General features: G+C 67.1%; 14 protein-coding genes. 4 read left to right on the top strand and 10 right to left on the bottom strand.

Going from position 1 to position 18754, the window contains the following annotated elements:
• Positions 1-188: 188 nt before the first annotated feature.
• The 3 genes from VGI12_02845 to VGI12_02835 all read right to left on the bottom strand — a co-directional run bounded on the left by VGI12_02845 (position 189) and on the right by VGI12_02835 (position 6672).
• Positions 189-782, bottom strand: a complete 594-nt coding sequence (locus tag VGI12_02845) for an outer membrane beta-barrel protein (GenBank protein HEY2431583.1) — start codon at positions 780-782, stop codon at positions 189-191.
• 15 nt (positions 783-797) lie between these two features.
• A complete protein-coding gene (locus VGI12_02840) occupies positions 798-4769 on the bottom strand; it encodes a TonB-dependent receptor (GenBank protein HEY2431582.1) in 3972 nt (1323 codons plus the stop codon).
• Between the two features lie 121 nt (positions 4770-4890).
• A complete protein-coding gene (locus tag VGI12_02835) occupies positions 4891-6672 on the bottom strand; it encodes a glycosyltransferase family 39 protein (protein HEY2431581.1) in 1782 nt (593 codons plus the stop codon).
• A 58-nt stretch (positions 6673-6730) separates the two neighbouring features.
• On the opposite strand from VGI12_02835, the gene VGI12_02830 reads away from it, so the two are divergent.
• Positions 6731-7846, top strand: a complete 1116-nt coding sequence (locus tag VGI12_02830) for a DUF763 domain-containing protein (protein HEY2431580.1) — start codon at positions 6731-6733, stop codon at positions 7844-7846.
• A 175-nt stretch (positions 7847-8021) separates the two neighbouring features.
• Here VGI12_02830 and VGI12_02825 read toward each other — a convergent pair whose 3' ends face one another.
• The 4 genes from VGI12_02825 to VGI12_02810 form a co-directional block, all read right to left on the bottom strand.
• The gene (locus tag VGI12_02825; protein HEY2431579.1) at positions 8022-9005 is read right to left on the bottom strand and encodes an NAD(P)H-quinone oxidoreductase; all 984 of its coding nucleotides are present in this window, start codon (positions 9003-9005) and stop codon (positions 8022-8024) included.
• Between the two features lie 85 nt (positions 9006-9090).
• Entirely contained in the window at positions 9091-9543 is a 453-nt protein-coding gene (locus VGI12_02820) for a hypothetical protein (protein ID HEY2431578.1), read from the bottom strand.
• Positions 9540-10802: a hypothetical protein gene (locus VGI12_02815; protein ID HEY2431577.1), complete on the bottom strand. Its 1263-nt coding sequence runs from the start codon at positions 10800-10802 to the stop codon at positions 9540-9542. Before VGI12_02815 ends, VGI12_02820 begins: the two co-directional genes overlap by 4 nt.
• On the bottom strand, positions 10799-12016 hold the full coding sequence (locus tag VGI12_02810; protein HEY2431576.1) for a hypothetical protein: 1218 nt from the start codon (positions 12014-12016) through the stop codon (positions 10799-10801). Before VGI12_02810 ends, VGI12_02815 begins: the two co-directional genes overlap by 4 nt.
• Before the next feature lie 93 nt (positions 12017-12109).
• Here VGI12_02810 and VGI12_02805 point away from each other — a divergent pair, with 93 nt between their 5' ends.
• Together VGI12_02805 and VGI12_02800 are read left to right on the top strand one after the other, a co-directional pair.
• A complete protein-coding gene (locus VGI12_02805) occupies positions 12110-12736 on the top strand; it encodes a VTT domain-containing protein (protein HEY2431575.1) in 627 nt (208 codons plus the stop codon).
• Positions 12737-12829: 93 nt separating this feature from the next.
• Entirely contained in the window at positions 12830-14047 is a 1218-nt protein-coding gene (locus tag VGI12_02800) for an FAD-dependent oxidoreductase (protein HEY2431574.1), read from the top strand.
• A gap of 40 nt (positions 14048-14087) precedes the next feature.
• Here VGI12_02800 and VGI12_02795 read toward each other — a convergent pair whose 3' ends face one another.
• The gene (locus tag VGI12_02795) at positions 14088-15023 is read right to left on the bottom strand and encodes a TIGR01777 family oxidoreductase (protein HEY2431573.1); all 936 of its coding nucleotides are present in this window, start codon (positions 15021-15023) and stop codon (positions 14088-14090) included.
• 64 nt (positions 15024-15087) lie between these two features.
• Here VGI12_02795 and VGI12_02790 point away from each other — a divergent pair, with 64 nt between their 5' ends.
• Complete coding sequence (locus VGI12_02790) at positions 15088-17046, top strand: prolyl oligopeptidase family serine peptidase (protein ID HEY2431572.1); 1959 nt, start codon at positions 15088-15090, stop codon at positions 17044-17046.
• Between the two features lie 527 nt (positions 17047-17573).
• Here the strand turns inward: VGI12_02790 and VGI12_02785 are convergent.
• Complete coding sequence (locus VGI12_02785; protein ID HEY2431571.1) at positions 17574-18092, bottom strand: hypothetical protein; 519 nt, start codon at positions 18090-18092, stop codon at positions 17574-17576.
• Positions 18093-18100: 8 nt separating this feature from the next.
• Positions 18101-18637, bottom strand: coding sequence for a hypothetical protein (locus VGI12_02780; GenBank protein HEY2431570.1), 537 nt, complete (start codon positions 18635-18637; stop codon positions 18101-18103).
• Positions 18638-18754 lie beyond the last annotated feature (117 nt).

The raw sequence follows: 18754 nt of genomic DNA, 5'->3' as shown, positions 1-18754 counted from the left end.
CCCCGGCAGCGTCACTCGCTCGCCGCTTCGCCGGCTCGCTCCGTGCCGCTGGCTCGTTCGCGGCGCTCACTCGCGCGGCGGACTCGGCTTGCCCGTCGGACTCCCCGGCACGCGGCGCTCACTCGCGCGGAACCACACCCATTGGTGCGGTTCCGCCTCAAGGGGGAAAGGACGCGCGCTCGGCGCCGCTACCGCGTGCCGACCGGCACCGAGATCCCGAGCGCCAGACGCGCGCCCTTGTGCACGTCGCCGAACGTCGCGTAGAGCGGGAAGTCCAGCTTGACGCGCGCCGCCAGGTGCTCGGCCAGCCGGAAGTCGGCGCCGCCGCCCGGCGTCACCACCGGGTAGTGATTGGTGGTGCCGTCGGTGGTGAGGTTGTCCAGACCGGTTCCCATCAGGATCGTCGCGAACGGACGCACCTTCGCGGCGCGCGACCCTGACTGGAAACGCACACCGCCAGAGAACGTCGTGATGTGCTGGCTGGTGCCGTTGTCGTCGCGATAGTCGGCGGTGGCCTCACCGGTCACGCTGACGACGTGCGTGATGCGATAGGACGCGCCGGCAAACCATCCTGGTTGATAGGTCGTCGACTCGCCGCGGTTGAGGACGCGGTTCACCACGTCGATGCCGCCGAAGTAGTCGCCGTGATCGTCGCTCCCTGAAGGAGTCGACTTCGCGGGTGTGGTGGTCGGCTGGCCGCTGGCCGCCTGCGCCGCGGCGGGGGCGGGCAGGAGGGCTGCGGTCAGCAGCAGCGTTGCGATGGGAGCGAACCGGATACGCATCGTCAATCGTCGCCTCTACCAGTTGACCCGGAATACGAGCTGGCCGATACGGCCGCCGGGATCGTAGGTGTTGTTGATGTCGGCGTACGCCGTGGTCACGCGATAGGTATCGCCGCTGGCGAAGCCTGCGTTGGTCGTCGGGAACACCGAGTTGTAGTCGATCGCGTTGAAGACGTTCAGCAGGCCGATCTCGAAGTCGAAGCTGGCGCGGCCGCCGAGCGGGAACCGCTTCTTGGCGCTGAAGTCGAAGCGGCTGAACAGCGGCGCGTTGATCAGCTGCTGGCGGACGTTGCAGTCGCCCGTGATGATCGTCGTGCAGCTCGCGTCGCTCGCCGGCGCGATGTACGGCTTGGTCGTGTCGGGGCCGCCGCAGGTCGCGGCGTTCGAGCCGGTGCAGAGCGGGTGGCCGGTGGGGCTGCTGACGTCGATCGCCCAGGCCTTGATGGTGTTCGCCATCAAATCCTGCGGCAGGTTATAGACGAAGCCGTCGGCCGCCGTGTAGTAATTGAACTCCTTCTGCAGGTCCGACAGGGTCATGTTGACCAGCTTGACGTCGCCGATGTCGATCAGGCGTCCCGTCTCGACGCGCCCGGTCAGGTTCACCTGCCAGTTGCCGACGATCCCGTCGAGCCACTTGTTCATGTCGGAGCCGAAGCGCTCCCCGTGGCCGACCGGGACCTCGTAGTTTGCCGTCATCTTGAACGCGTGCGGCGGCGCCGACGCCGAACGCAGCACCGAGCGCTCACGGAAGAGCGTGTCGAGTTGCGAGGCCCACTGCACCTGATAGGCGTAGTTGGCGCTGAACGCCAGGCCCTTGGTCAGGCGATGGTTCAGCAGCAGCTGCAGGGTGTGGTAGCGGGTGAAGTTTTCCGCCGTGCGAAGGTTCGCAGCCAGAACGTCCGGATTCATGACCCAGAAGTTCGTCGGCATGCCGGCCGCGACGCCGTTGGCGCGGAAGGTCCCGTTGGCGAACAGGCCGTTCGTGGTGTTGGCGGTGTTGTTCGGGAGGATGACCGACCCGAACGTGCCGATGTTCGGCGTCAGTAACGAGAGCGACGGAATCGTCGCGGTGTTCGACCACTGCGTCCCGGTGTAGGCGGCCGGATTGCCAGCGGCGGCGGCTCCCTGCCCCGTGTAACTGGCCAGGAAGATCGGCAGCGGCGCCGTGCCCGGAGCGCCGGTATACGCGAACGTGGCGCCGCGTCCGGCGGCGACGTTGGCCGCCAGGTTCTGCTGCGCCTTCCTGAACTCTTCGACGAAGTTCGCGCTCGAACCGAATCCGGCGTTGTAGATGTCGCCCTCGTTGTAGTTGACCGTCGTCGAGATCCCCTCGGTGCGGTTGCCGATGTAGCGGACCTCGATGGCGGTGTCCTTGCCGAGCGCGCGCTGGAAGCCGGCGCTCCACGAGTCGGTGTACGACGTCTGGTAGTTCGGATCGAACACCGCCATGCCGGTCGTGAAATTGATCGGCTGCGGGAATACGGCGCTGGTCGGGATGCAGCCGACCGTCTGTCCCGAGGGGCACGTCGCCGGCGGTCCCAGGCGCGACGTCTGGCTGAGGAGGATCGGCCACTGCTCGCCCGCCAGCACCAGGTTGCCGTTGGTCGTGTTGCGGTTGGCGTTGACGGTGAGGCCGGGGCCGGTGCGCAGCGTCCCGAGGTAGTCGCTGGTGCCCGGCTGGTTGAAGGCGCGGCCGTAGCTGGCGCGCAGCGTTGCGAAACCCGGATCGCCGAGGATCTTCCGCAGCCACCCGCCCTCGACGTTCGGCTGCCATGCCACGCCGACGCTTGGCGCGAAGTTGTTCTTGTCGAGACTGTAGCCGGGTGTTCCCGCCGTGTACTGCTTGTAGGTCGGCGCCGCGCCGGTGAGCGGCACGCCCGGCATGCCGAACTGGCAGCCGATCGTCGCCAGCGGCGCGTTGCTCGCCGCCGCACCGGTACCGGCCCGTCCGCACAGGTCGTTCACGTCGTTGCGCGAGTAGGTGTTCTCCGCGGACCGAATCGGGTACTGCAGCTCATAGCGCAGGCCGGCATTGACGGTGACAGTCGGCTTCAGCCGCCACTGATCCTGCAGGAACAGCCCGACCTCGGGCTGGTGAATCAGCTCGGTCGGATCGGCGCGGTAGACGTAGCTGCCGTCAGGCTGCAGCACGGCATTGCCGGTCACTTGGCTCACACGGCCGGTCAGGAGCGCATAGAGGTTTCGCGCGTTGGTCAGATCGGTGGCTGTCGCGCCGGGGAAGGTCGTCGTATTGAACAGCCCGGCGGTCGGATCGTTGGTCGTGTCGTAGCCGAGCGTCAGCGCCTGGACGATGCTGTGCGACTGTTCGAGGTCGCTGACGTTGGTGTAAACACCGCCGAACGACAGGCTGTGGCGCCCTTTCAGCCAGTTGACCGTGTCGTGGAAGTTGTAATTCGAGCCGTTGCGGTTCTGCGCGGCGCCGGTGACGTTGAACGGTGTCAGATTGGTGCCGGTCGGCAGCTGCGGGAACGTCAGGTTGTAGCCGCCCAGGTAGCGATCGGGTGTGACGTTCGCCGAGAAGTAGACCGGCGACCAGATCGTCCCCCAGCCGCCTTCGTTGACCATGTTGTGCGACAGCGTCGAGCGCAGCGACGCCGTGCCGGTGTAGCGGAACGAATACTGCGTGCTGTCGACCGCGAAGCCAGGGAAGCTCGGATAGCCGTTGTTGATGATGTCGGGATCCGAGTTCACCTTCTGATAGATCTGGGTCACCGTCAGGCGGTGGTTTTTCGTGAGGTTGACGTCGAGGCGGCCGCCCGGCAGGTGCTCGGCACGGAACAGGTTCGGCTGCCACGTGTAGGCGAGCGTATTGCGATCGACGTTCGACTGAATCGCCCCCTGCGTGAGCGTCGCAGCATTGATCTGCGAGAGCATCGACGCGACCGTCGGATCGGCGGAGCCGCCGATGACCTGGAACAGATTCTTCGAGCTCGCGCAGCCGGACGCCGTGCAGCCGTACTGGAAGAGGCCGCCGGCCGCCGCCGGCGACACGTACTGGCGCGTCGTCTGCGAGGTAATCGGCAGGCGGAACTCCTCGTAGTTGACGAAGTAGAACGCCTTGTTGTGGCCGTCGTAGAGCCCCGGGATCACGATTGGTCCGCCGACCCGGAAGCCGAACTGGTTCCAATTGATCTCGTTCTTCGGCAGGCCGCGCGACGAGTTGGCCCATGAGTTCGAGTTGAGCACGCTGTCGCGCAGGTACTCATAGGCGCTGCCGGTGAACGTGTTGGAGCCGGAGCGCGTCACGAACTTGACCTGCACCGACCCCTGGCCCGACGAGTCGGCGGAGCCGGTCGCCTGCGTGACGCTGACCTGCTCGACGAGGTCGTTCTGCGGCCGGATGTCTGGATAGAAGCCGTCGGTCGACTTGACGCTCTGGTCCTGGATGTTGACGCCGTCGATGACGATAGCGATGGCACTCTGCGGCAGGCCGAGCGCCGTCGAGTTGCGCTGCACGTGCGTGCTGTTGGCGTTGATGCCAGGCAGGAACGTCACGATCTGCATCGCGCTCTTGGTGACGACCGGAAGGTTCTGGATCTGATCCGAGCTGATCGTCGCCGACACCGTCGTCGACGTGGTGTCGATCAACTCGCTGCGCGCGACGACGGTCACCGATTCCTCGGTGCCGCCCACCTCGAGCTTGGCTGTGACGTTGGCCGTGGCGCCAGGTGTCAGAACGATTTTTTCAGCCTTGAAGGTCTTGAACCCCTGCAGCGACACCGTGGCTTCGTAGGTGCCCGTATCGAGCGCGGCGACGGCAAAGGCGCCCGTCTCGTTCGAAATGGTCTCGTTGACGACGCCGGTGGCGGTGTTGCGTACCGTCACTGAAGCGCCGGGCACCACTCCGCCCGACGCGTCCTGGACGACGCCGGTCAACGTGGCCTTGGTGTTGGATCCCTGTGCGAACGCGCGAGGTGCGCCGGCCGCCATGCAGACGACGACCAGCAGCCGCAGAACGACTTTCATGTGAGACTCCTCCCTTGAAGTCCGTCCCGCAGACCTTACTGTGGATGCGTTCGGTATTTCAACCGTATACAACACTGAGATGGGTTGGATGCCGTGATGAGCTGGGCGAACGGCAGAGTCGCTAGGTCAAGGGAATGACGCGGACCATCCAGATGCGCACTCCAAGGCGTTGATCGGGCCGCAGCCAGCTGAATCGTGAATCCGCGGTGGCGGCGGCAACCGTGGGCGTTGGCACGATCACCAGATCGTTGCGCCCCGTTCGCATCCATTCGATCGGCACGTGCAGGCGGTACGCGCCGACGCGCTGCGCGTTCCAGTCGAGGGTCGTGCTCAGCACGATCTGCTGGTTGAAGAGCACCGTCATCGACTGGCCGTCCGCCGGCGCGGCGGGGTCGAGGCGGAGGACGAGATCGTAGGCGCGGCGAACCGGCAGCGGAATGCTGACGGCGGCGCGCGGCGCGATCGACACCCGCACTGTGACGATGCCTTCGCTGTGCGCGCGGGACCATCCCGACCGATAGAACGCGCGATCGCGACCCCCGGTGCCGATGCTGACCGAGTCCCCCTTGCCGATGGCCTCACTGGCGACGAACCACGGCAGCACCCCGACGTAGACCACGACCGCCGCGGCTACGAGCGCGCAGACGATGCCGGCGCGCACGCCTAGCCACATCGCGCGCGCACGCCACGACGCGGGCTGCGTCACGAGTGCCCTGATCAGCCTCGCAACACCCGCGACGGCGAAGCACGCCGCGACGACGTAGAAGGGATAGGCGTGCATCGTGAAGCGCCATTCGCCTCCCGCCGCGATGTTCCAGGTGAAGACATACGGCAACAGCGAGCCCAGCAGCATCAGGAGCAGCAGGCGGCCGTCTGCCGTGAACGGCAGCATCAGCAATCCCAGCAACGCGGCGGCAGCCGTGGCTGCCGGCAGCCACGCGGCCCAGATGCGCAGGCCGTTCCATTTGATCGTGAACGGACGGACGAACTCGCCGGTGATCCCGGCGTCAAGCGTGCCGAGCGGGTGCGCCGCGAACTTGCCCCACAGGTACTCTCCGGCACTCATCGGCGTGCTGACCGACAGACCATCGGCGGCGCGGTAGTACACGGTGTGATAGTCAATCGCGTAGAGCGGATCGCCGGTCGCGATGGCGCAGCTCAGGAGGAATGGGCCGACGATCGCGGCGAGCACGACGAGGGCGACCGCCGCGTACTCGAGGCGCGGCCGCACCGCGCCCGGGCCCGCCGCGCTCACCCACAGCAGCGCTGGCAGCGCGAACGACACCGCGGTGATGCGGGTCAGGCAGGCGGCGCCGGAAGTGAATCCGACGAGCAGCGCGTTGCCGAACGACGGATGCCGGCGAAAACGCACGAACGCCCACGCGGCGAGCGCCACGGTTGCCGAGAACATGTCGTCGCGCCAGCCGTCCGGTGCCCAGGTGACGAGGTCGTAGTCGATGGCCATCACCGCTGCCGAAGCGAGGCCGGCGAGCGGCGAGATCAGCTCCGCGCCGAGCAGGTAGGCGCCGACGATCAGCAGCAGCGATCCCGCCGCCGAGGCGAGGCTGACGGCGGCGTCCTGATCGTCGAGGAGCGCCAGCGCGATTCGCGTCACCGCGAGAAAGACCGGCTCGCGCACGTGCGGCTGGTAAAACGTGCGCATCTCGCGGGCGAACTTCAGGTAATTGATGGGGTCGCCGCCGACGTAAGGGTCGGCGATCGGCGCCCATGCGACGCTGCCGGGCCGCACGCGCCGCGCCGCCGGCGCAATGTCGCGCGTGGCCACCCGCGCCCACGCCGGATGCTCGAGCGTGCCGTAGTGTCCGGTGAAAGCGTCGAGCCTCAGCAGTGCTCCGAGACCGACAAGCGCGACGAGCGCTCCGATCGAAATCCTGCTCGACACCGACGGTGAGCATACCTTGCGTCTGCTATGCTCGAATCGGCAATCGCGCCATCCCGCCATGCGTACCGGTTCCGCACAACTTCCTCTGCACGGCGGACGCGCGCCGGCCTGGCTGTTCTCGCGAATGGTCAGGCTGGCGCGCGAGATCACCGCCAACGTCGTCCAGGACTACGGCAGCGACGAAATGCTACGCCGTCTCTCGGATCCGTTCTGGTTCCAGGCGTTCGGCTGCGTGCTCGGCTTCGACTGGCACTCGAGCGGCGTCACCACGACGGTCACGGGCGCGCTGAAGGAAGGGCTGCGCGGCACTGAAAAGGACCTCGGCATCTACGTCGGCGGCGGCAAGGGCGCCGTGTCGCGCCGGACACCCGGCGAGATCGTCGCCTTTTGCGATCGCCTCTCGATCGACGCGGCGCCGCTCGTCTACGCCAGCCGCATGGCGGCCAAGGTCGACAGCGCGGCGGTCCAGGACGGCTATCAGCTATACCACCACGCGTTCTTTTTCACGCCGACCGCCGGCTGGTGCGTGGTGCAGCAGGGGATGGACGAGCACAGCCGGATGGCGCGGCGATATCACTGGCTCGCCTCACGTCTGGAGAGCTTCGTCAACGAGCCGCACGCGGCCGTGTGTGCGGAGCAGGAGGCGCCGACTCTGAACCTGGTCGCGGCGGAGAGCGAAGCCGCACGCGGAGCCTCGGCGGCCCTGGCGCGCGAGAAGCCGCAGGTCGTGCTCTCGGCGATCAAGGACCGTCCGCTGCTGGACATGCCGCGGCGCCACGCGGTGCTGCTGGCCGATGTCAATCCGCAGCACCTCGATCGCATTCTGCTCAAGACCTACGAGCGCGCGCCGGCAGACTTCGAGAGCCTGCTCGGCATGGAGGGTGTCGGCGCGAAGACGCTGCGCGCGCTGGCCCTCGCAGCCGAGATCATCCACGGCACGCCGGCCAGCACGCGCGACCCGGCTCGATTCTCGTTCGCGCACGGCGGCAAGGACGGCTTTCCCTATCCCGTCGACCTCGGGACCTACGACAAGACCATCGAGACACTTCGCGCGGCGGTGAACAAGGCCGGCATCGATCGCTCCGAACGCGTGAAGGCGCTGAAGCGGCTGGCCGAATACGGACGGCAGAGGGTCAGCGCCCGCCTGGCGAGTCAGGACCCCGCGCCCGAGTAGGCGGGGAACGAGAGCGCCTACCGGAAGCCCGAGCGCGGACAGGCGCGTCCGAGGGGCGACGTTTGAGAACAAGGTGCCAAGGGTGCAAAGGGGGCCAAAGGTGCTAACGGGGCTGGTGCAAAAGGCGCCAAGGGTGCTAATGGTGCTGGTGCAGCACCCTTGGCACGGACACGAACTAGATAATCAGCAACAGCTTGCCGATGACCCGCCCAGATTCGAGGTCGCGGTGCGCCTCTGCGGCGCGCGCGAGCGGATACTCGGCGTCGACGATCGGCTTCACCGCGCCGCTCTCGAGCAGCGGCCACACCTCGCGCTCGAGCGCCCGCGCGATCGAGCCTTTCTCGGCCACGCCGCGCGGCCGCAGCGTCGATCCGGTGATCGTCAGCCGCCGCTGGAGCACCGGACGCAGATCGACGAGCGACTTCGATCCGGCGATCAGCCCGATCTGCACCAGCCGTCCGTGCATCCGCAGGCACTCGAGATTGCGCGGCAGGTAGTCGCCGCCGACGATGTCGAGCACGACGTCGACGCCTTCACCGTCTGTCGCAACCTTCACCGCCGCGACGAAATCGCCGGTGCGGTAGTTGAACGCGTCCGCTGCGCCGAGGCGGCGGCAGGCGGCGGCTTTCTCATCGGACCCGGCGGTTGCCAGCACCCACGCACCGCGGGCGCACGCGAGTTGAATGGCCGTCGTGCCGATGCCGCTCGTGCCGCCGTGCACGAGCAGGCGATCGCCACGTTTCAAGCCAGCCCGCTCGAACAGGTTCGTCCACACCGTGAAGAAAGTTTCGGGGATGGCGGCCGCGTGCGTGAGCGGGAGCGCCGCCGGCGCGGGCAGGCACTGTTCGAGCGGCGCGACGCAGTATTCGGCGTAGCCGCCGCCGCTGACCAGCGCGCAGACGCGGCGGCCGGCCCAATCGTGGCCGCCGACGATCTCTCCCGAGATTTCCAGGCCGGGAATGTCCGAGGCGCCCGGCGGCGGCGGATACTTCCCCAGGCGCTGCATGATGTCGGGCCGGTTCACGCCGGCGGCGGCCACACGGATCAGGACCTCACCCGCGCCAGGCGCCGGGACCGGACGCTCGACGAGGCGGAGCACGTCGGGGCCGCCCGGTGAGCCGATCTCGACCACGCGCATCATGTGTGGGACTGGCGTCATGGACATCGCAGGCAGGACCGCATCGCCAGCAGATAGTAGCGTGTCGGCCGTCGCGGCGTGCGGCGCCGCCGAAATGCCGGGCTGGTCAGCGAGGAAAACCCGCGGCCAGTCGCGGCGGGAACTCGAGCGCCCCGACGCGGACGCCGTAGGAGGTATCCCGGGTCACGTTCGTCCGCAGGTCGATCCGCCGCACCCTTCGCCCACCCGGCGGCGGCAGCACGACATGAATGCGCGTCCACGACGGGTCGGTCAGTACCGCGCGCACCGCCAGCTGGCCGTCGACGTCGACGCTGACCAGCATCGGCTGGCTGTCCGGCGCGTCGAACGTCGTCGACACCGGGACGTCGAACGCGCCCGCCCCGGCCTCGACGAAGAACGACGCGTGGCCCGTCGACCACCGGTAGCGGGGCTGCCCTGCCGGATGCTCCCACTGGCGCAGTCCTGACGCCTGGTTGACGAGCCACGGCGGGTCGCGGAGGTAGGCGAGCAGCGCCAACGCGGCGACGATCGCGAGCACGAGCGGGACGCGCCGGCTCACCACCATCCCCTGAGGAACGCCCCTCGGTACTGTGCCCAGGTGGTGTCGCTCATCGGCATCACGCCGTGCCAGTACTGCAGCATCTGGAAGATCGACAGCGCGCAGAGCAGTACTACGGCGACCGTGGTCACGGCACGAAGCGAGGGGCGGACGGCCGCGCGGCTGAAAACCGCGGCGAGCCCGGGCGACAGCAGCGGATACACGTCGACGAACCCTCGATGTCCGAAGCTGGCGCCGAACTGCCAGTCCCACCAGCTCGCGATGAGATACGTGTGGATCACCAGGATGGCGGCGATGGCCGGCCGCCAGCGACGGAGGGACGCGGGAAGAACGCCCAGCCCGGCGACTGCCGCGAGCAGTAGCGGCGCCCAGAAGAACAGGCCCTTGGCAGGGCTGACCAGGACGCCGGCGATGTGCGGCGAGCGCCAGGTGAACCCCATGTCGCCATAGGCGCTGACGAACCAGTGGTTGGTGGCCCGGTGATACAGCCACGCCTGCGGAATGAGCGACGCCGCCGCCACCGCGATCACGACAGGGAGCGCCGCGCGGAAGCTCCTGCTTCGGACGACCAGCGTCAGGCCCAGCGCGGCGGCAATCACGGCGTTGGTATGTCGAACGAGGACCATCAAGCCGGCGATCGCGCCGATCGCGGCGGCGTCTGCAGTCCCCGCCTCGTCGTGCCAGCCGTCGAGGCGCTCGAACAAGGCCGCGCAGAGCACGAACGAGAATGCGTGGCTCCAGGTGCTGTCGAACGTGGCGTAGTGATAGAGGCTGGTGCCCGCGAGCAGCGCCACGAGTGATGCGTCGGCGGTCGCGTCGCTGAAATGACGGCGGAGGAGCCGGCGCAGAAACCAGAGGCCGGCGATCACGCAGGTCAGGCCGGCGAGCCCTGCGCCGTGCTGATAGTAGGGCGTGAAGCCGTCCGGAGACAGGTTCGTCCAGCGGGTCAGCAGGTGCGCCGCCACAAAGAACGGCGCCGTCATCACGGCGACGCCGATCGGATGCGCGTCGACCCAGCGCCGCGTCCCGCGCCAGCGACTGATGGCCGTCCATGCCGGAAACGTCCCGCCGCAGCAGTCGTCGGCGACTGCCTGCAGCGATGGATCGTGATACAGCGCCAGCGCCGGCAGGTAGACGTAGTAGGAGTAGGCGTCGGAGCGGATCGGCAGGCCTGCCCGGCCCGACGTATACGCGTAGGTGTAGCCCGCCAGGCATGCGGCCGTCGCGCACAGGATGAGATGGCGGCGGACGAACGTCACCGCAGACCGGAAGGCAGTCGCGGCGACGAGAGGAGCAGCTCGAACTGCCGCCACCGTTCGTCGGGACGATCGGCCGTGCCGCCGCGCGATTCGATGAACCGGCGGACGAGGTCCTTGCCGTAGTTGTAGTTGATGACGTAGCTGCGGTACTGGTCGAAGAAGCGCACGCGCTGGAGGGCGCGCTCGTGCGGCATCAGCGCGTAGCGCTCGAGCCATGCCGCGGCGCCGTCGCGATCGACCGCGCCGTCGTGATACCGGCGAGCCGCCTCGTTGCCGGCGTACGACAGGTCGTCGACGAGCGCTTGCACCTCGTAGTACTCCGCCGCTCGGGCCGGGTCGAGACCGGCGAGCGGAAACAGCGTCGACTCCTCGAAATCGACGCGCCCACCGCCGGGGAACGCCACCTCGATCCCGAAGTTGGCCGTGCCCTCCGCCACCAGTGACTGCGGCGAGAACAGCGGATAGACCGTGAACTCGATCCACCCGCGCTCGATGACGAGGCGCTGCTCGAGCAGCGCGTTATAGAGGTGATGCCCCGGATAGCCTTCGTGGCCGGCCAGATCGACAGCGCGGTCGATGTAGATCGGCAGATCGATGTTGAGCTGGATCACGCTCCTGAAGCCGCCCTGATACCAGTTGTAGCCGCTCCACGCCTTGCCGGTGACGTATTCGACCGTGAACGACTCGTGCGCCGGCAGCCCGACGTGCTCGATGGTCCGCTGCCGGCACGCGGCGATCGCCGCTCTGAAGACACGATCGACGCGGTCGTGGGGAATGACGAAGGCTCGGCGCCAGGCGTCGTAGCGGTCTGCGAGCAGTCCCTTTCCAGGGAAGCGCGTCTCGAGCCGGTCGAGCACTTCCTGGAAATGTGATTCCGGGTAGATCGGCGCTACGGCGTCGTACAGGGCCGCCGACTCCGCATCGAACGACAGGTGCTCGCCTTTCAGGATGCGCACGCGCGCCTGCATCGACGACAACTGCTTCTGCAGATACTGGTGTCGAAGCCGCGAGAGTTCGTCGCTCGCCGCGCCCGTCGTTTCGCCGAGCGACGCGGCAACGGCGGCGGCCGCATCGCCGATTTCGTCGAGTGTCAGCGCGGCTGCCTCCACTTCCGCCTTGATGTCCAGAGGACCGTAGTAGGCGTCGACATAATCGTCATCATGGCGTCCCAGCGCCAGGACCAGCCTGACGTACTCGTGTGAGATCTGCGGCATCAAAACGGGTTCCCGGCGAGAACCCCGCTGGGGGGTCAATTATTCCAAATCACTGCCGCTGCGCTGCGGCGTTCGATTTGCTTATGGCCGGTCGTGCGGCGTCTCTTCTTCCAATTGCTGAGCTACTTCCTCACTCCCGCCGGCATCGTGTCGATGGGGATCCTCGACGCCTCGATGGTGTTCTTCCTGCCGCTCGGTATCGACTTCGTGGTCATCATCATGGCCGCACGCACGCCCCGCCTCTCGTGGCTGTACGTGATCCTCGCGACCGTGGGGTCGACGATAGGATCGGCGGGCACGTTCTGGATTGGCAGAAAAGCCGGCGATGGCGGTCTCGCCCATTTCGTCAGTCCTCAGCGGCTGGAGCGGGTCAAGGTCCGCGTGGAACGCGGTGCCGTGGTCGTCGCCCTGCTCGCGTTGATTCCACCGCCGTTTCCGTTCACCCCGTTCGTGCTCGTGGCCGGCGCGATTGGCATGCGTCCATGGGCGTTTCTGCTGGCCCTGAGCGCGGTGCGCACGATCCGGTTCGGTGCAGAGGCGGCGCTGGCCGCGCACTACGGCAGTCATATCCTGCATTGGATGCGCGCGCCGCTCTTCACTGACATCGTCGGCGCGTTCAGCGCGCTCGCCGTCATCGGGACGATTGTTTCGGTGATTTCGCTCGCCGGGGGGCCGCGCCGGAAGTCGCGGCCGTTGCGGAGGGCGGCCTGGCGTTCGTGACGCGCGGGCATCCCGGAGCGAAACGGCGCAGACGGAGTGCCCTGCTCCGCCCACACGGTCTCTGACACGGCGTTGAGGTTAGAATCCCGACACGTGCGGCCCGTTCCCTACTTCCTCGACACATTCCCCACGAGCCGGCGTCCCGATTATCCGCGTGCAGCGAAGGAGATCGAGACCCAGGTCGTGATCGTCGGCGGCGGATTGACCGGATGCGCGTGTGCCGCCGCGTTCGCCGCGGCTGACGTCCGGGTCGTGGTGCTCGAGGCGAACCGCGTCGGCGCCGGAGAGACGTCGCGGAGTGCGGGGCTCCTGCGTCAGGACTTCGACGCGTCGTTTCAGGAGAGCGCGGCGCTCCACGGGATGGGGACGGCCCGCCATATCTGGCAGGGCCTGCGTCGAGCGTCGCTTGATTTCGCTGCCGCCGCGCGTCGTTTCGGCGTGCGCGCGGGCCTGGCTCCGCAGGACGCCGTCTACGTCACGCGCGACGGCAACGACGCCGGCCGGCGACTCCAGCGCGAGTACCAGGCCCGCCGCGAAGCCGGCGTCGAATCGACCTGGCTGAGCGAGCGGACGCTGTTGGCGGAGACCGGGCTGGCCGGCGCAGGCGGCATCCGCACCAAAGGGGACGCGCTGGATCCGTACCGGATGTGCCTCGGCCTGGCGAAGGCGGCGGCGGATCGGGGCGCGAGCGTCTACGAGCGATCCCCCGTCCGGAAGATTCGCGCCGGACGAAAGTCGGTGCGGGTCGAGACGGTGGCGGCGAGCGTGACTGCCGAGGCCGTGGTGATTGCCTCGGGTGCGCTGCCGGATGATCTGCGCGCGCTCCGCCGCCACTTCCGGCCGCGGCAGTCGTGCTTCGTCGTGACCGGGACGCTGCCGGCAGCGGTCCGCCGGCAGGTCGGAAGCCGACGCTCGGCGATCCGCGACACGCACGATCCGCCTCACCTGCTGCGGTGGCTGCCAGACGATCGCGTGCTGTTCTCGGGCGCCGCGCAGCCGCCATCGCCGATGCCGCAGCGCAATCGGCAGCTGGTTCCCCGCGCCAACGAGCTGATGTACGAGCTCACGACGCTGTTTCCCGCGATCTCGGGGGTGCCGCCGGAGTGGGCCTGGGAAGCGATCGACTACTGTTCACCCGACGGCCTGCCGGTCGTCGGCCCGCACCGGAATTTCCCGCGTCATCTCTTCGCGCTTGGCCAGGGCCGCCACGGTGCCGGAGTGGCGTGGCTTGCGGCACGGTTGCTGCTGCGAGCCTACCTGGGCGAGCCGGTGAAGGGGGATGACTTGTACGGCTTTGCCCGGGTGCTGTAGCCCGCAGCGTGCGGTTCGCAGGTGCGAGTGGACGCCGGCGCTACGAGTCACCGTAGATGCCGCGCAGCGCGATGTCGATCTCCGGATAGCGGAAGTGATAGCCATGAGCGGCCGCGGCCCCCGGCAGCGCGCGCTGACTGGCGAATAGCGCGCCGGCGAGCTCGCCAAGCGCGAGCGTCAGGGCGGCACGCGGCGCGGGCACCAGCGCGGGGCGGCGCAGCGCCCGGCCCAGCGCGCGGGCGAACTCGGCGTTGGTGATCGGATGCGGCGTCACGACGTTGACCGCGCCGGCGACGCCGGGCGTCTCGACGATCCACCGCACCATCTCGACCCAGTCGCGCCGGTGAATCCACGACATGTACTGCCGCCCCGATCCGATCCGGCCGCCGGCGAACAGGCGGAAGGGCCGCGCCATCTGCGGCAGCGCGCCACCGTCCTTCTCGAGCACGATGCCGGTGCGCAGCCGCACGACGCGCACCCCGGCCTGCTCCGCCTGCCGCGCCTCTGCCTCCCACGCCACGCACAGGTCGGCGAGAAAATCGCGTCCCGGTCCGGATTCCTCGGGCAGCACCTCGCTGCCGCGGTCGCCGTAGAACCCGACGGCACTTCCCGAGACGAACACCGGCGGCGGAACCTGAGCGGCCGCTATCGCGGCGACGAGCGATCGCGTCGCCATCAGTCGGCCCTGGCGCAGGGCAGCCTTGCGCGCCGGCGTCCAGCGCGCGCCGGCGATCGACTCGCCGGCCAGGTTGATGACGGCGGCGGCGCCGTCGACGTCGGTGGCCACCGGTCCGGCCTTGCCGTCGGGCGCCCAGCCGACCCGCGAGATTCCGGGACTGCCCGTCCCGGGCTCGTGACGCGCCTGGCCAGCCGGCAACGCCCGCGTCAGGATGCGGACGTCGTGCCCCTCCTCAGCCCACGTCCAGGCGAGGGGGTTGCCGAGAAATCCCGTGCCGCCGGCGATGACGAACTTCATGGTTCCAGTGTTGGACGGTGGGTACCGGTCCGAAGTTTGGGCCAGCCTCTATAATGTGAGTCCTTTGCGATATCTCGCCGCTGCGGTGCTCGCGCTGTCCGTCCTGGCTCCCGGTGCGCAGATCGAGGAAAAGACCGTCTCGCCTCCGGCCAACGTCAAGATCGACGGGATGCCGCCGATCCCGCAATCCATCGCCGACGGTCTGGCCAGATATGCCCAGTTCCGCCAGGCGCAGATGATGGCCTGGCATCCAACCAAGCGGCAGGTTCTCATCACTACCGCCCTGGGAGCGACGCCTCAGCTCCACCTCGTCGAGGGGCCCGGCCGGAACCGCCGCCAGCTCACGTGGTATCCCGAGGGGCTGCCGGTGTTCGAGAACGTCTCCTTCGATCCAGCCGACGGCAATACCTTCGTCTTTCAGTACGATCCCGGCGGCACCGAGCTGCGCTCCCTCTACCGCTACGACCTGACGACCGGCGAGACGAGCCTGGTCACGGCGTCGAAGACGCGCTTTCTTCACGTCTGGTCGCGTCAGGGAAAATGGCTCGCCTACGACTCCGCGGAACGCGACGGCAAGGATCGCGATCTCTATGTGATTCAGCCGGCGGACCCCCGCACCAAGCGGCGCCTTGCCGAGTTCGACGGCGCCTATGCGGCCGAGGACTGGTCGCCCGACGGCACGGCGCTGCTCGCGAGCGAGAACCTCGGTAATTCGGAATCGTATCTGTGGCGCGTCGACGTGAAGACCGGGGAGAAGAAGGCGATCACTCCGCGCGAGGGCGGGAAGGCGTCGTGGTCCAATCCGCGGTTCTCGCTCGACGGCAAGAAGGTGTACGCGATCAGCGATCGCCAGGGGGGCGATTTCCGCATCTGGCGCTGCGACGTCGCGAACTGCACGTGGTCGCCGGTCACCCCCGAGGGGATGATTGTCGACATCGGCAACGCGAGCAGTACGGCGGGATTCGAGCTCTCCCCGGATGGTACGTCGCTGGCGGTGGTGGTCGACAAGGGCGCCTATACGGATCTGCAGCTGTTCGATCTCACCACGCTGAAGCCGCGCGCGCTGCCGCCGATGCCGAAAGGGGTCGTCACGCAGCTCCAGTGGCGTCCGGGATCGCGCGAGCTCGCTTTTTCGTTCGGGTCGGTCAAGTCGTACTCCGACGTCTATTCGATCGACGCCTCGCTCGGCACGATGACCCGCTGGACGTTCAGCGAGACCACCTTCAACGCCGACGTCCTGCCCGCTCCTGAAGTGGTCGAGTGGAAGAGTTTCGACGGGCAGACGATCTCCGGAATCCTTTATCGCCCGCCCCAGAAATTCACCGGCCCGCGGCCCGTCATGATCCAGATTCACGGCGGCCCCGATCTGCGCGAGCGCGCCACGTTCCGCGGGCGCAGCTACTACCTGCTCAACGAACTGGGCGTCGCCATCGTCTACCCGAACGTCAGGGGCTCTGGCGGATTCGGACGCAAGTTCGCCGAGCTCGACAACGGGCGCGGCCGCGACGGCGCGATCAAGGACATCGGCGCGCTGCTCGACTGGATTGCCGCCCGCCCGGATCTCGACAAGAGCCGCGTCGTCCTGAACGGCGTCAGCTATGGCGGATGGCTGGCGCTCCAGGCCGGCATCGTCTACAACAGCCGCATTCGCGGCATCATCGAAGGCGCCGGCATCACCGACTTCGTGACGTTTCTCGAGCAGACCGACGCGCCGCGCCAGGAGAACCGGCGGATGGAGTACGGCGACGAACGCGATCCGGGGATGCGTCAGTACTTGACGTCGATCTCGCCGCTGGCGCATGCGGCGGAACTGAAGAAGCCGACGCTCATCCTGCAGGCGGGCAAGGACGCGCGCGTTCCGGCGAGCCAGGGGCAGGAGCTGGTCAAGGCGCTGAAGGCCAACAACGCGCCGGTGTGGTACGTCGAATGGCCCGACGCGAACCACGACAACCTTCCCCCGATCGGTGGCGACTTCCTGCTGGATACGTGGATGTGGTTCTTCCGGAGTTTCGTGCTCAACTGAGGGCGGCGTCAGGCGGACCTAAAGGGGCACTGTCTCAGTTTCGATTGCCGTTGACGGTGGGCGCGGTCGGTCCCCATACTGCGAGCATGACCCGACCGAAGCGCCCGCGCGATTCCAACCAGCTTGCGAAGATGATTACCGATCTGACGACGCGGACAGCTACGGAGATCGATCCGGACCAAGGGAAAGATCCAGCAGCGATAGAGAGAGGCCGGCGCGGTGGAATACTAGGTGGATCGGCTAGGGCCGCCAGGCTCAGCCCAGAAGAACGCTCGGCGAGCGCTAAGCGCGCTGCAGAAGCGCGTTGGCTAAAATCGGCGCCGCCTAAAAAAGGAGGACCCCGAAAGCCGTGAGGCCGTCGGGGTCAGGCAGCGTTACCACCCGCCTTACGACTAGTGGCGTCCTTCGTCTGACTAGGTAGCCAGCCGACGCGCTATGGACTCCCGATAAAGTACTAGGCCACAAAAAACACGTCAAGCGCCAAAACAGCGCTAAAACTGTGTGGTTTGGCACAATCGGTTCGCGCGTCAGTTTTCGCCCGTTGTTCGCGCTACCGGAAACCTTGTCGGCTTCATGCGGCAGCGTTCAGAGTATTTGGCTTTCTGCATGGGGAATGATGTCACAACCGTCCAGGCGGTTTTTGGGCCTGGGCGCAGAACGACACACATGTGTCGACCGCATGGCATCGCCTTCCCGTACATGAGACGCGTCGAGTGGGTTGGCGGCCCCGCGCCGGCATGGCAGTGCGTAAAGGACGTGATCGCCGGCAACACGCAGTCCATGAGCCGCGCCCTGTCCAACGAGAATTGCCGGATCTCTTCACGGCCGCCGGACTGCTTCTTTGTTACGAGCTGGTCGGCAGGAATCGCGTCAGTATCCTCAACCTCCTCTGAAAATAGGTGCGTGTTTTCAGCCTCGAAAACGATCACTACCGGCGCCCCGTGACACGTAATCTGATGTGCCCTGACGAGCTTCGACGCGTAGTAGTGACGAGCTTGTGCGAGGTCCGTGATCGCTTCGGCGGCGGAAACGGCAACCGTCTGCATGCCGCCAACTATGCCGATTCGACCAGGAGATCGTCTTGCGTCATCAGCCCCTGACTAATCCGAAACTTCGCACTCGCCCGAATGTGTGCCCACATCGCGCGCCCTGCTGCCGTCAACTGATAAAGGCCGCCATCGACCGCTTCAATCTCACCCTTAGCCTTCAGGTTGCTAATAACAGCAGACACGACGTTGCCAAACCGGCTCGGCCCCTGCTTTTCAAGGCCTCTCTGTCTAAGTGCATTCGCAAGGGCGCCGCTGCCCATTGGGCCGGTCGCCTCTTCCGCTAGGAAGCCCAATACGGCCCACCGTACGCTCATGTTCGCGAAGTTGATGTTGCCTCCGGCTCGCGCTGGTGGGCGCGACGAACTGATCATTTCTGAACGTTCAGCGCTGACGATGGCGACGGCGCTCCCAGATCGAGCCAAGATTCGTTCAATCACGGCAACCGTTGACTCGATCTCGGCCAATTCCTCAGAGATCCGCTTACGCCTAGCGTGGAGATCTGCCAATACAACGCGATATGGATCGTCTACCGGAGTGCTCATATATGTCCTATTCTTGAACATAGAACCCGTGATACTCTACAAAAAGGAGCGGGGTGGAAGACGACGTATACAGGTCGCCTTCCTTGGGCGCGCCTCCCCGCGAGGCGCTACTTATTG

The sequence above is a fragment of the Vicinamibacterales bacterium genome (genome assembly GCA_036496585.1).
Classification (GTDB): Bacteria; Acidobacteriota; Vicinamibacteria; order Vicinamibacterales; family 2-12-FULL-66-21; genus JAICSD01.
This window is presented reverse-complemented; position numbering and strand designations above follow the sequence as displayed.